The 13,331-nt window shown below is 64.6% G+C and carries 15 protein-coding genes; 11 read left to right on the forward strand and 4 right to left on the reverse strand.

The features are described from left to right. Positions 1–890, reverse strand: an 890-nt coding sequence (locus EOA79_RS22365) for an aspartate carbamoyltransferase catalytic subunit (protein WP_128293277.1), incomplete at its 3' end; no start/stop codon positions are given. Positions 891–1,072: 182 nt separating this feature from the next. On the opposite strand from EOA79_RS22365, the gene EOA79_RS22370 reads away from it, so the two are divergent. From EOA79_RS22370 to EOA79_RS22380, 3 genes are all read left to right on the forward strand, one after another. Next, entirely contained in the window at positions 1,073–2,701 is a 1,629-nt protein-coding gene (locus EOA79_RS22370; RefSeq protein WP_067319823.1) for a DNA alkylation response protein, read from the forward strand. Between the two features lie 152 nt (positions 2,702–2,853). Further along, entirely contained in the window at positions 2,854–3,414 is a 561-nt protein-coding gene (locus EOA79_RS22375) for a hypothetical protein (protein ID WP_128293279.1), read from the forward strand. Next, positions 3,414–3,755: a DUF6105 family protein gene (locus EOA79_RS22380; RefSeq protein ID WP_066992578.1), complete on the forward strand. Its 342-nt coding sequence runs from the start codon at positions 3,414–3,416 to the stop codon at positions 3,753–3,755. The genes EOA79_RS22375 and EOA79_RS22380 overlap by 1 nt, the downstream gene beginning before the upstream one ends. On the opposite strand, the gene ruvX is transcribed toward EOA79_RS22380, so the two are convergent. Beyond that, entirely contained in the window at positions 3,697–4,179 is a 483-nt protein-coding gene (gene ruvX / locus EOA79_RS22385; RefSeq protein WP_066992581.1) for a Holliday junction resolvase RuvX, read from the reverse strand. The genes EOA79_RS22380 and ruvX overlap by 59 nt on opposite strands. A gap of 107 nt (positions 4,180–4,286) precedes the next feature. On the opposite strand from ruvX, the gene EOA79_RS22390 reads away from it, so the two are divergent. The 5 genes from EOA79_RS22390 (at position 4,287) to EOA79_RS22410 (ending at position 8,330) form a co-directional block, all read left to right on the forward strand. Then, entirely contained in the window at positions 4,287–4,994 is a 708-nt protein-coding gene (locus tag EOA79_RS22390) for a metal-dependent hydrolase (protein WP_067319830.1), read from the forward strand. 137 nt (positions 4,995–5,131) lie between these two features. Further along, the gene (gene gatC, locus EOA79_RS22395; RefSeq protein WP_066992584.1) at positions 5,132–5,419 is read left to right on the forward strand and encodes an Asp-tRNA(Asn)/Glu-tRNA(Gln) amidotransferase subunit GatC; all 288 of its coding nucleotides are present in this window, start codon (positions 5,132–5,134) and stop codon (positions 5,417–5,419) included. Between the two features lie 7 nt (positions 5,420–5,426). After that, positions 5,427–5,885, forward strand: coding sequence for a GNAT family N-acetyltransferase (locus EOA79_RS22400; protein WP_067319833.1), 459 nt, complete (start codon positions 5,427–5,429; stop codon positions 5,883–5,885). Beyond that, a complete protein-coding gene (locus EOA79_RS22405; protein ID WP_067319835.1) occupies positions 5,885–7,450 on the forward strand; it encodes an amidase family protein in 1,566 nt (521 codons plus the stop codon). Before EOA79_RS22400 ends, EOA79_RS22405 begins: the two co-directional genes overlap by 1 nt. Before the next feature lie 82 nt (positions 7,451–7,532). Beyond that, positions 7,533–8,330, forward strand: coding sequence for a YdcF family protein (locus EOA79_RS22410; RefSeq protein ID WP_095825358.1), 798 nt, complete (start codon positions 7,533–7,535; stop codon positions 8,328–8,330). Here EOA79_RS22410 and EOA79_RS22415 read toward each other — a convergent pair. Beyond that, positions 8,303–9,022 carry a DUF599 domain-containing protein gene (locus EOA79_RS22415; protein ID WP_095825359.1) on the reverse strand — a complete coding sequence of 240 codons (720 nt, stop codon included), beginning with the start codon at positions 9,020–9,022 and terminating at the stop codon, positions 8,303–8,305. The two genes, EOA79_RS22410 and EOA79_RS22415, sit on opposite strands and share 28 nt — an antisense overlap. 168 nt (positions 9,023–9,190) lie before the next feature. Between EOA79_RS22415 and EOA79_RS22420 the strand changes: the two genes are divergently transcribed. The 3 genes from EOA79_RS22420 to EOA79_RS22430 all read left to right on the forward strand — a co-directional run bounded on the left by EOA79_RS22420 (position 9,191) and on the right by EOA79_RS22430 (position 11,993). Further along, positions 9,191–10,594 carry an L-serine ammonia-lyase gene (locus EOA79_RS22420; RefSeq protein WP_095825360.1) on the forward strand — a complete coding sequence of 468 codons (1,404 nt, stop codon included), beginning with the start codon at positions 9,191–9,193 and terminating at the stop codon, positions 10,592–10,594. Between the two features lie 139 nt (positions 10,595–10,733). Beyond that, on the forward strand, positions 10,734–11,171 hold the full coding sequence (locus tag EOA79_RS22425) for a DUF1489 family protein (RefSeq protein WP_067319848.1): 438 nt from the start codon (positions 10,734–10,736) through the stop codon (positions 11,169–11,171). A gap of 123 nt (positions 11,172–11,294) precedes the next feature. Beyond that, on the forward strand, positions 11,295–11,993 hold the full coding sequence (locus tag EOA79_RS22430) for a molecular chaperone DnaJ (RefSeq protein ID WP_095825361.1): 699 nt from the start codon (positions 11,295–11,297) through the stop codon (positions 11,991–11,993). Between the two features lie 41 nt (positions 11,994–12,034). On the opposite strand, the gene EOA79_RS22435 is transcribed toward EOA79_RS22430, so the two are convergent. Beyond that, the coding region (locus EOA79_RS22435) for a D-alanyl-D-alanine carboxypeptidase (RefSeq protein WP_128293280.1) at positions 12,035–13,331 on the reverse strand (1,297 nt) is incomplete at its 5' end.

Consider the following 13,331-nt stretch of genomic DNA (forward strand, 5'->3'; position numbering starts at 1 on the left):
ATCTCGACCTGTTCCTGGATGACGCTCTGCGGCCCGTCGGCGATCTCCGAGGCGATCTCGACGCCGCGGTTCATCGGCCCGGGATGCATGACCAGCGCATCCTCCTTGGCCGCTTTCAGCTTCTCGGCGTCGAGGCCGAAATAGCGGAAATATTCGCGGATCGACGGCACGAAGGCGCCTTCCATGCGCTCGCGCTGCAGGCGCAGCATCATCACGACGTCGGCGTCCTTCAGTCCTTCCGCCATCGAGCGCGACACAATCACGCCCATCCTGTCGATGCCCGCGGGCAGCAGCGTCGAGGGTGCGACCACCCGCACCTGCGCGCCGAGCGCGTTCAAGAGCATGATGTTGGAGCGGGCGACGCGCGAATGCAGAATGTCGCCGCAGATCGCCACGATCAGCTTCGACAGCGGTCCCTTGGCGCGGCGTATGGTCAGCGCGTCGAGCAGCGCCTGCGTCGGGTGCTCATGCGCGCCGTCGCCGGCGTTGACCACCGAGCAGCCGACCTTTTGCGCCAGAAGCGCTGCCGCGCCCGCCGACTGATGGCGGATGATCAGGATATCCGGACGCATGGCGTTGAGCGTCATGGCGGTGTCGATCAGGGTCTCGCCCTTCTTCACCGAAGAGCTCGCCACCGACATGTTCATGACGTCGGCCCCGAGCCGTTTTCCGGCGAGCTCGAAGGACGATTGCGTGCGGGTCGAGGCCTCGTAGAAGAGGTTGATTTGTGTCCGGCCGCGCAGCGTCGAGGTCTTCTTTTCAGATTGCCGCGAGATCGAGACGGCCCGGTCGGCGCGATCGAGCAACAGCTCGATATCAGCGGGGGAAAGATCGCGGATGCCTAGAAGATGGCGGTGAGGGAACAGCGGCAGGGACGAAGCGTCGGTCATCTCAAGGCGCTGCTATAGGGTGCGGTCCGGCCAGCCGCAAGCGCCAGCTTTGGATTGCGCGCGTTCTCCCCGGTATTTTCGTCGCGCGCCTTGCATTGCTTGGCTATAAGGCCCGATGGCTTCGGATTCGCGACCGCGGCCTTGAGATGGTAAGGACCTCTCTGCCAACTGAAGGATTGGGCGTGACCGACGAGGTGATCAACCAGCCGCCGCCACTGACGGGCGGCAACGCATGGCGGGGCGATCCGTTGCTCATCCAGCTTGCCGAGCGTTTTTCCGATTCCGTCCGCAAGGATCTGGACGGGCTCGGCAGGTTCGTCATGACGCAGGAAGCACAGGAACTTGCCCGGCTCGCCAACACCGACACACCGAAGCTCAGGACGCATGACCGCCAGGGCCGACGCGTCGATCTGGTCGAGTTTCATCCCGCTTATCACGCGCTCATGCGACGCTCGGTTGCCGGCGGCCTGCATTCCTCGGTTTGGGAAAACGGCGATGCCGAGATCGGCCGCCGGCATCAGGTGAGGGCGGCGCGCTTCTACCTGACCGCGGAGCTCGAGACCGGACATCTTTGCCCCATCACCATGACCAGCGCTTCGCTGGCGGCGCTGATGGCGAGCCCAAAGCTGTTCCGCGAATGGGCGCCGCGCGTGACAACGCGCAAATACGACCAGAGCCAGAAGCCGCCGGTGCAAAAGACCGGGCTTACCCTCGGCATGGGTATGACCGAGAAACAGGGCGGCACCGACGTGCGCGCCAATGTCACAAAGGCCGAGCGCGCGGGAAACGGCTTCTATCGGCTGACCGGGCATAAATGGTTCATGTCGGCGCCGATGTCCGACGCCTTTCTCGTGCTCGGCCAGGTGCCGGAAGGGCTTTCATGCTTCCTGGTTCCGCGCATTCTGGGCGACGGCTCGGGCAATGGCTTCCGTTTCCAGCGCCTGAAGGACAAGCTCGGCAACCGCTCCAACGCCTCGTCGGAGGTCGAGTTCGCCAATGCCATCGGCGAGATGGTCGGCGAGCCGGGCGCCGGGATCAAGACGATCATGGACATGGTCACGCTGACCAGGCTCGACTGCGCCGTCGCTTCGTCAGCGCTCATGCGCGCCGGGCTGGCCGAAGCCGTCCACCACGTGCGCCATCGCCAGGTGTTCGGCATCAGTCTGGTCGATCAACCGCTGATGCAGCGGGTCCTTGCCGACATGGCGCTCGACGTTGCCGCCGCGACGGCGCTGTCGTTCCGGCTGGCGCGTTCCTTCGACGAGGCGGCGAGCGATCGCGGCGAGGCGGCCTTTGCACGCGCCATGACGCCGGTGGTCAAATACTGGGTATGCAAGATCGCACCGGCCTTGCTTTACGAGGCGATGGAGTGCCTCGGCGGCAACGGCTATGTCGAGGAAGCGCCGCTTGCTCGCTATTACCGTGAGGCTCCGGTCAACGCGATCTGGGAAGGCTCCGGCAACGTCATGGCGCTCGACGTGCTGCGTGTGCTTGGCCGCGCGCCAGGCCTGTTCGAGGAGGTGCTGGCCGGCATCGACCGCGACCTCGGCGCCGGCGGGCGGGGTACCATCGGCGTGCTCAACGCGGCCATGCAGGTGGCTTCGACCGACCAAGGCTCGGCGCGCCTGCTGACCGAACAGCTGGCACTTTCGGCGGCGGCGGCGGAGCTGCGCCGGCTGGGGGCAGGGCGGATCGCCGACGCCTTCGTCGAAACAAGACTCGGCGGCCAATGGCGCACCACCTACGGCATGCTCGATTCGCGCCATGACGCGCGCATGATCATCGACACGCTCTACCCGCCGCTGAGCTGAGCAGCCTGAAAGGCGTTCGATCGCCGGCCTGTGGATTGCCGTTAACCTTAACGAATGGTTTCCGTTGCGGGGAGGCTTCGCGGAGCCCACTCTGTCCACCGGAGTAGGGAAATGTTAACCATGACGATCCCGTGCTCCCAGGCAGGAAGCGCATGCGGCACGTTTTGACATCATTTCTGGCCTTGCATTGGGCGGTCGTCTTCGCCCTGCTGGCCTACATCTGCATGGATGGCAATCGCGGCATCGCGTCGGCGCTCGGCGTGCTTGGCGTCTCGCTGCAAAGCAGCCGTTTCCCGGATCTCGATCATGCTCTCGTCGTGGCGCCGCTCGCGGTCGCTCTGCTGATCGTCGCGCTGCTGTTCTGCTGGGCCTTCGTCGAGACGCTGCTCAGCATCGCGACAAGGCCGGATGCGGGCGATACGGTGGTGCGGATAGCCTTCATCTGCGCCTCCTTCCTGCTTTCGGTGATTCTCGTCGGCGGCGCCGCGCAAGGCATCAACGGGTTGTTCATGGTCGTCGCCATCCAGATGACGGCGCTGCTCGCCTCTTATGTCGCGGTGCTCGCCGAGCGACGCTCGGCTCTCGCCGCGGTGACCTTGCATGAAAGCGAAGCCAGCCTGGTTTCCCATCGCATGGCGGCGGGCGTCGCGCACAGCTCGCTCCTGTCCCGCATCTCCAGCCGACCGGAAACCAGACCCGGAGGTCGCCGCTGATGCGCGCCTTGTTCGCATTCTGGGCGGCCCCGCTGGTCCTGTTCTGGGGCTGGTTCTTCCTGTCTCTCAACGACATCAATTTCGGCTACGTGATGCTCAGCCGCCAATTGCACGACCTGGTCTTCCAGCTTTACGGCCAGATGCTCGGCGTCGATCCGGGAATCATCCCCGGTATGGTGGCGCGGGCCTGTGTGTTCGACAGTTTCCTGCTGCTCGGGCTGGTGGCATTCCGCCGCCGGCGCCAAATCGCCGAATGGATCAGGCGGCGCCGGGAAGGCCCTGTCAGCCCTGATCAGCTCGGCCGAGCGACTGGAGTCGGTCCAACGCTCCCTGCAGAATAAAGGCCGCCGCCGCCGAATCGATCTTGCCGGCGCGCTTTTTGCGCGAGAAATCCATCTCGATCAGCGTCCGTTCCGCCGCGACCGTCGACAGCCGCTCGTCCCATAGCACGAAGGGCAGGTCGGACAAGGCGGCCATGTTGCGCGCGAAGGCGCGGGACTTCTGGGCGCGCGGACCTTCCGATCCGTCCATGTTGACGGGAAGGCCGAGCACGATCGCGCCGACATTGTCCTTCTCGAGCTGAGCCAGCAACTGGGCGGCATCGAGCGAAAACTTCTTGCGCAGGATGACCGGGCGCGGATGGGCAAAGGACAGGCTTCGGTCCGACACCGCCACGCCGATCGTCTTGTCGCCCAGATCAAGCCCGGCGAGCGTGCGGCCGCCCGCGAGAAGTGCCGGCAATTCCTCGATGCTTATGATGCCCAACCGCTCGTCCTGGTTAGTCGCCGCGCGGCTTTTTGATCGGCCGCGGGACTTTCAATTTGCTTTCGGCGTTCTATCCTCTGGCAACGAGAAAATCGAGGAATCCCTTCATGAAACTGACCTGGTATGGACATTCGGCATTCCGCATCGAGACCAACGACGCCAAGATCCTCATCGACCCGTATCTGGTCGGCAATCCGTCATGGACGGGCGGCTGGGAAAATCCAGCCGAAGGGGTGACGCATGTTCTTCTGACCCATGGCCACAGCGATCATATCAGCGGAGCCGCCGAGGTGCTGAAGAAGAGCGGCGCCATGCTTGTCGCCAATTTCGAGATCTGCATGTATCTCGTCGGCCAGGGGGTCAGCGATAAGAAGATAAATCCCGGCAATATAGGCGGTACCGTCGATTGCGGTCCCTTCACCACCACTTTCGTCCAGGCTTTGCACTCCTCTTCGTTCGGCGGACAAGACGGTACCAACACCTATCTCGGCAATCCGGGCGGGCTCGTGCTGCATTTCCCGGAGGACAAGACGCTCTACCACATGGGCGACACCGACATTTTTTCCGATATGGGGCTGATCAACGAATTGCATGAACCGAAGATCGGCATCGTGCCGATCGGCGATCGCTTCACCATGGGCGGCGCGGTGGCTGCCCTAGCCTGCCGCCGCTTTTTCCGCTTCGATACGGTCGTTCCCTGCCATTTCGGCACCTTCCCGATGATCGACCAGACCGCCGACAAATTCGTCGCCGGCATGGAGGGATCCGGCGTCAAGGTGGCGCTGCCCGAGATCGGCAAGGCGATCACGATCTAGGCGTTCGCCCTATGTAGTAGGGTACACTACCTAGAGCGGCGCCCGAAGCACCGCATCCCGGTCGGCGGCATGATCTATGTTGCGCCGCAAGCGCGGCGCCGCTATAGCCCGCACTGGTTTTCCCGAGGCAAATAGACATGTCCGTTGATCTTCAGACCGTGAAGCGCGTCGCGCACCTTGCCCGCATTGCGGTGAGCGAGCAGGATGCCGAGCGCATGACAGGCGAGCTGAACGCCATCCTTGGCTTCGTCGAGCAGTTGAACGAGGTGGACGTCTCCGGCGTCGAACCGATGACTTCCGTCACGCCGATGGAGATGAAGAAGCGGCAGGATATGATCACCGACGGCAACAAGGCGGTCGACATCGTCGCCAACGCGCCGGCCACGGAAGAGAATTTCTTCCTCGTTCCCAAGGTTGTGGAGTAAGGGCAGGATGGCCGTCGAAATCGGCGTCGAGACGCCCTTGCAGGACGACGTGCGCGCGCTGGTCGCAGAACTCAACACCGCACTGCTCGAACTGACGCCGCCGGAACATTGCTATCACCTCACCGTCGAGCAGATGGCTGGCCACGACACGACCGTGTTCGTCGCCCGCGACGCTGGCCTTGCGGTCGGCTGCGGCGCGCTGAAGCGTCATGCGGACGCGGTCGGCGAGGTCAAGCGCATGTACACGCGGCCCACGCATCGCGGCCAGAAGATCGGTGCCCAAATCGTTGCGCGGATCGAGGGTCTGGCGCGGCAGGAAGGCCTGAAGCGCCTGGTTCTGGAGACCGGCGATCGCCACCCTGCCGCCTGGGCCGTCTACGAACGCGCCGGGTTTTCGCGTTGCGGCCCGGTGCTGGATTATCCCGACTCGGAATGGTCGGTGTTTTACGAAAAGAGCCTTACCTGATGAGCGACCTCACACATCTCACCATTTCCGAGGCCCGCGCCAAGCTGCGCGGCAAGGAGATTTCGGCTGCCGAGATCACCGAAGCCTATCTCTCGGCGATCGAGCGCGCCAATCCGGTGCTCAATGCCTATGTCGCGGTGACCGGCGACAAGGCGCGCGAGATGGCCAAGGTTTCCGACGCGAAGCTCGGCAAGGGCGAGGGCGGGGCGCTCGAAGGAATTCCGCTCGGCATCAAGGATCTGTTCGCCACCGAAGGCGTCCACACCCAGGCCTGCAGCCATGTGCTCGACGGTTTCCAACCGCGCTACGAATCGACCGTCACATCCAATCTGTGGGCCGACGGCGCCGTTATGCTCGGCAAGCTCAACATGGACGAGTTCGCCATGGGCTCCTCCAACGAGACCTCCTATTACGGCCCGGTCATCAATCCTTGGCGGCGCTCGCGCCTCGACACGGTGGTGACGCCGACGACGCATCAGGGCGACGGCGGGTTTGTCTCGGCCGGCGGCGCGAAGACCGCGCGGACGTTGGATAACGCCCAGCTGGTGCCGGGCGGCTCCTCCGGCGGATCGGCTTCCGCGGTCGCCGCCTTCCTCTGCGCCGGCGCCACCGCGACCGATACCGGCGGCTCGATCCGCCAGCCGGCAGCCTTCACCGGCACCGTCGGCATCAAGCCGACCTATGGCCGCTGCTCGCGCTGGGGCGTGGTCGCTTTCGCGTCCTCGCTCGACCAGGCCGGTCCGATCGGGCGCGATGTGCGCGACGCCGCGATCCTGTTGAAGTCGATGGCCTCCTCCGACCCGAAGGACACGACGTCGGTCGACCGGCCGGTGCCGGACTACGAGGCGGTGATCGGCAAGCCGATCAAGGGCATGAAGGTCGGCATTCCGAAGGAGTACCGCGTCGACGGCATGCCCGAGGATATCGAGGCGCTCTGGCAGAAAGGAATTGCCTGGCTGAAGGATGCCGGGGCGGAGATCGTCGATATCTCGCTGCCGCACACCAAATACGCGCTGCCGGCCTACTACATCGTGGCGCCGGCCGAGGCCTCGTCCAACCTCGCCCGCTATGACGGCGTGCGCTACGGGTTGCGCGTGCCCGGCAAGGACATCGTCGACATGTATGAGAAGACGCGCGCCGCCGGCTTCGGCCGCGAGGTTAAGCGCCGCATCATGATCGGCACCTATGTGCTTTCCGCGGGTTACTACGACGCCTACTACCTGCAGGCGCAGAAAGTGCGCACGCTGATCAAGCGCGATTTCGAGACCGTCTTTGCTGCCGGTGTCGACGTCATCCTGACCCCGGCCACACCGTCGGCTGCCTTCGGCGTCGCCGACGAGGACATGAACGCCGATCCGGTGAAAATGTATCTCAACGACATCTTCACCGTGACGGTGAACATGGCCGGGTTGCCGGGGATATCGGTGCCCGCCGGCCTTGACCGCAAAGGCCTGCCGCTCGGCCTGCAGCTCATCGGCAGGCCGTTCGACGAGGAAACGCTGTTCCAGACCGCCCACGTCATCGAACAGGCCGCGGGCAGGTTCCAGCCGGACAAGTGGTGGTAGCGTTGTCCCTCATCTAGTCCATTAGCGTTGTGGCGTCCTTTGCGCGTCCAAACGGACGCGCGGCGCCGTAATGGGGTGAGGGATGTTCTATTATCTTTCCAAGATCCTCTGGTTTCTCGTCCAGCCGCTCAATCTGGCGATCTTCCTGCTGCTCGCCGGTCTGCTGGCGGCGCTCTTCCGCCGCCCTCGGCTGGCCGGCACCGGCAGCGTGCTCGCCTTCCTGATCCTCGCGCTTTCGGCCTGGACCTCGCTTGGCGCAATGATGCTCAATCCGCTGGAGGAACGCTTTCCCAAGCCGCCGCTGCCGGCCAAGGTCGACGGCATCGTCGTGCTCGGCGGCGGTTTCGAGGGCGCGATCAATCTGGCGCGCGGCGGCTATGAGCTGAACAGCGGCGGCGATCGCATGGTCGAGACCGCGATCCTCGCCAGGCGTTTTCCGCAAGCGAAAGTGGTCGTCTCCGGCGGCAATGGCGAGCTTTTCCTGGACGGCGAGGGCGATGCCGACACCGCGCCGCGCCTGCTTGGCGCGCTGGGGGTCGCGCCCGATCGCCTGATTCTTGAGAACAAGTCCCGCAACACGTACGAAAATGCAGTCTTCACCCGCAGGCTGGTCGAGCCGAAACCGGGCGAGACATGGCTGCTGGTGACGTCTGCCTTCCATATGCCGCGCGCCAAGGCGCTGTTCGACAAGGCCGGTTTTCCAACCGTCCCTTGGCCGGTCGATTACCGGACCTCAGGCAAGGAAGGCATCGGTCTGTTCCGCGACAATCCGGCCGATTCGCTGCAGGCGACCACCATGGCGATCCGCGAATGGATCGGGCTCTCCGCCTATTGGCTGTCGGGCCGCATCGATCAACCTTTCCCGGCGCCGGGCGGCTGACCAAGCACTGCCTGGCGCGCGGCCGAGAAGAACTGACGGCGCACAAGCACGGCAAGCAGCACCAGCGTCGACAGCACGAACACCGTCGGGCCGACGAACGAGCCGAGATAGCCGATCGAGAAGAAGACGGCGCGCAGGCCGGAATTGAAATGCTTGCCGGCTAGCACGTTCATGCGGGTGGCCCGCCACACCGCCGTCCCGCTGACCGGATTGCGCGAGGCCTCGCCATGCGGGACCGGCACGGCACCGATCAGGATCGAGCAGTAGTTGAACAGCCGGTAGGCCCAGCCGAATTTGAAGAAAGCGAAGGCGAGGATCAGCACCAGGCCGAACATTTTGGTCTGGAAGGCTTCGCGGGAGGATGCGGAGGCCAACGGCAAGTCAGTCATTATGGTCAGAACCCGGTCGGAAGCGCCGAGAAGGGCAAAGCAGCCGCCGAGCGCGATCAGCGAGCTCGAGGCAAAGAAGGCGGTGCCTTGCTGCAGCCCGGACATGATGGCGGTGTCGACTATGCGCACCTCGCGCTCGGCCATGTTGCGCATCCAGGCTTCGCGCTGAGCGTTCATGGCCGTGGTCAGCGACACGCGGCTAACGAGCTTGCCGTCGGAGGCCAGCGTATGCAGCACCCAGACGACCAGGAAAAAGGCCAGAGCGGCCAGGTCTGTCGCCGAAAGATGAAGGGAATCGCCCATACGTTCTTTTACCACAGGCCGGGCGTTTCGACGGCGGAAGCAAGCGGTACATGTCGCTGCCGGAGCAAACAAGGTCGGCTGACGCCGCGCCGCGACATGCAAAACAGCGGAAACATCGCGAGAATTCCTATATGTAAGTTTTGAGCGGCCTCCAGGAGACAGCGGCGCGTGTTCCTTTCGGTTTTCGACCTGTTCAAGATCGGCATCGGTCCATCGAGCTCGCATACGATGGGACCGATGACGGCTGCGCGGCGTTTCCTTGACGAAATCCTCGCCGACGACTGGCCGCGCCCGGCCGGCGTCAAGGTCGATCGGATCGGCGCCAGCCTGCACGGCTCGCTCGCTTATACCGGCATCGGCCATGGCTCGGACCGCGCCGTCATCCTCGGCTTGGCCGGCGAGACGCCGCAGACGGTCGATCCGGATGAGGCGGATAGCATCGTTGCCCGCATCGGAACGGAGAAACGGATTTCACCGCCTGGGCATCCGGCCTACCGCTTCGACCCGGCCAAGGATCTGGTGCTCGACCGCAAGACGCCGCTGACCGGCCACGCCAACGGCATGGCCTTCTATGCCTACGATGCGTCCGACCGGCTGCTGCTCAAGCGCATCTATTATTCAATCGGCGGCGGCTTCGTCGTCTCCGAGGAAGAGTTGCAGCGCATGAAGGCCAAGGGCTCGGTGACGACGGAAGGCAAGAAGGTGCCTTATCCGTTCAAGAACGCCGTCGAGATGCTGGCGATGGCGGCCAGGAGCAGGCTTTCGATCGCCGAGATGAAGCGGTCCAACGAGGAAACGCATATGTCGCGCGAGGAGTTGGACGCCGGCCTCGACGCGATCTGGAGCGCCATGAAAGGCTGCATCGACCGCGGGCTGTCGCAGGACGGCATCATGCCGGGCGGACTGAAGGTGCGGCGCCGCGCACGCCAATTGCATGACAAGCTGCAGGAACAGTGGCAGCAGAACCGGCCCAACCCCTTGCTCGCCAATGACTGGCTGTCGATCTATGCCATGGCGGTGAACGAGGAGAACGCCGCCGGCGGGCGCGTGGTGACTGCGCCGACCAACGGTGCCGCCGGCACGCTGCCGGCGGTGCTGCGCTACTGGCTGCATTTCCATCCCGAAGCCGACCAGCCGAGCATCCGCGACTTCCTGCTGACGGCCGCCGCCGTCGGCGGCATCATCAAGTCAAACGCTTCGATCTCGGGCGCCGAGGTCGGCTGCCAGGGCGAAGTGGGATCCGCTTCGGCAATGGCGGCGGCCGGGCTTTGCGCGGTCATGGGAGGCACTCCGGAGCAGGTCGAGAACGCCGCCGAAATCGCGCTCGAGCACCACCTCGGCATGACCTGCGATCCGGTCGGCGGCCTGGTGCAGGTGCCCTGCATCGAGCGCAATGCGCTGGGCGCGGTCAAGGCGGTGACAGCCGCCTCGCTCGCCATCAAGGGCGACGGGACGCATTTCGTGCCGCTGGATGCTGCGATCGAGACCATGCGCCAGACCGGTCTCGACATGAACGAGAAATACAAGGAAACCAGCCTCGGCGGACTCGCTGTCAACGTGGTCGAGTGCTGACCTTGCCCTTTCCACCGGCGGGCTTGGTTTGCCGAAGCGATCGAAACGGCCACGCTGGCCTCATGATTTGGCTGCAGTCGGCCTGTGCATAATCCCGCTTGGCGTTGAATGCCTTCGGCGCTGTCGCTAGATTGCGGGCATGTCTCTCAATCTCGTCAAACTCTGCGTCGGCTGCGACAGCGTCGAGGACCTGGAAGAGTGGATCGCCTTCCGTCTCGACGAGCGGTGCCGCGCTGGCGAGCCGGCCGAGCACTGGCACACCACGCGCATGGTGCCGACGCGCGGTGGGGAGATCACCGATGGCGGCTCGCTCTACTGGGTGATCAAGGGCAACGTCCAATGCCGGCAGCTGATTACGGAGATCCGGCCTTTCGTCGATGGCGAAGGCATCGGCCGCTGCCATCTCGTGCTTGATCCCGAAGTGGTGCGCACCGACTGGCAGCCGCGCCGCGCCTTCCAGGGCTGGCGTTATCTTAAGCCCTCCGATGCGCCGGCCGATCTCGGCAAGGGCAGGGCCGCATTGGCCGAGATGCCGCCGAAACTGCGCCTGGAGCTTGCGGAACTCGGCCTGCTGTAGGACTGCAGGTCCTCATCTTTCGCTTGCTGGCCCTTCGACCGGCTCGGTATGGGGCTTGCAAGCGCCGCCCCTGCGCCACATCTTGATTTTGATGCACAATCATTTGGATGGCGGTGCAAACTGATGGGCGTGATCATCGCATTGGCAGCCGTGCTCCTGATGCTTTTCGGCGCCGCGACAATCTTTGTGCGTGCCGACGCAGCGAGGATGGCGGACAGTCTCAGAACGCTTGGGCCCGCGCTGTTGGGCCTGATCGGCGCGACGATGCTCGTGGTCGGCCGCAGCAGCTTTGGCGGCCTGCTGATGATTGCGGGTGCAGGCTGGTATGCCTGGATGCGGGCGAGGCGACCGCCACCGAAGCTTGTCGCGGCCAAACGCTCAACCGTGCGCACCGCGGCTCTCGAAATGGAGCTCGACCACGACAGCGGCAAGCTCGAAGGCCTTGTTCTCGCCGGCCATTACGAGGGGAGAATGCTGAGCGCCATGGGGATCGAGGAGCTGCAGCAACTCCATGTCGAGCTGCGGCCGGACCCGGAGAGCCGCCAGCTGCTAGAGACGTATCTTGACGGCCGTTTTCCCGTCTGGCGCAAGGACGCGCAGCCGGACAGTGGCGAAGGGCTGGGTGTTGCGCCAGGTGCGGGCGCCATGACTAAGGAGGAGGCCTACAAGATCCTTGGTCTTGAAGCGGGGGCTGCCGCGGCGGATATCCGCAAGGCGCACCGCCGCCTGATGCAGCGCCTGAACGCCGATGTCGGCGGCACGTCTGTCCTGGCGGCGCGGATCAATGAAGCCAAGTACGTCTTGCTCTCCAATCACGACTAGTCTCCTTCGACGCGGAACTTCCCGGGAGGTTCAAAAGCCGCCTATTGCTGGACGGCGTAGCACTCGATCTTCTTTCGCTTCAGGGCGTCGCAAGCTTTCCAGGCTGCGTCCTTCGAGCCGAAACCGCCGAAGCGGGCGCGGTAGTAGGTGACGCCGCCCTTGTCGAACGCGACCGTGAAGCCCGATGCGTCGGCCAGCACCTTCGGCGCCTGCTTGGTCGTCTTGTCGAGAAGCGCCTGAGCCCCCGATTGCGTCGGCGAGGACGCGACCTGCACCACCCATCCCGACGGCAGCGAGGCCGTCTTGACCGGATCGATGGCCGGGGCGGCGGCTGCGGCCGGCTCGGCGTAAGCGGCAACCGTCTGGGACGTGGCTTCGGGCTGTGATGCGGTTTCGGTCTCTGAGGTGGTTTCTTGGGGCGCGGGTGCCGGAGCCATGGCGGCCACCGCAACCGTCTTCACCTTCCTGACCTGGATCACCGGCTTGGTTTCCTCAGCGACCGGCGCGCTGTCATCGGCTGACGCGACTTCGGTGTCGTCGACAGCCGGTTTTTCGTCCGGAGTCGGCGCGTCATGCTTGGGCAGGAGGACCTTGGCCAGAGCCTTGATCGGATTGCCGCCGCCCGCCTTGGCGATCAGGTTGCCGCCGCCGCGGGTCGAGGCGCGCGGCAGATAGGTGTTGATCAGTGAAGCCATCTGGTTGTCGCGGCTGCGGCCGGAAGCGCCGCCCATCACCACTGCGACGAGGCGGCGATCGCCATCGGCGACTGAGGAGACCAGGTTGTAGCCGGAAGCGCGCGTGTAGCCGGTTTTGATGCCGTCGACACCCTTGATGCGGCCGAGCAGGCGATTATGGCCGTTGATGCGCTGGCGGCCATAGAGGAACGAGCGCTGCGAGAAATAGCCGTAATATTGCGGGAAGTGCTCGCGGAGCGCGATGCCGAGCATCGCCATGTCGTGCGCCGTGGTGAACTGGCCCGGATCGGGCAGGCCATTGGCATTGCGGAAGACAGTGCCGTTCATGCCAAGCTGGCGTGCCTTGGCCGTCATCATGCGGGCAAAATTGTCTTCGCTGCCGCCGAGCAACTCGCCCAGCGCGGTCGCCGAGTCGTTCGCCGACTTCGTCACCATCGACAGGATCGCGGTCTCGACCGGCACCGACCCGCCGGCGCGCACGCCGAGCTTGGTCGGCGGCTCGGACGCGGCATGGGCCGAGAACGGCACCGGCGTGTTCTTGCCGATCCTGCCCTTCGCCAATGCCTCGAAGGTGAGGTAGAGCGTCATCATCTTGGTGAGTGAAGCCGGATAGCGCCGGCCGTTGGCGTCGGCCGAATAAAGC

It is taken from the genome of Mesorhizobium sp. M1A.F.Ca.IN.020.03.2.1 (genome assembly GCF_004023205.1).
GTDB lineage: Bacteria > Pseudomonadota > Alphaproteobacteria > Rhizobiales > Rhizobiaceae > Mesorhizobium.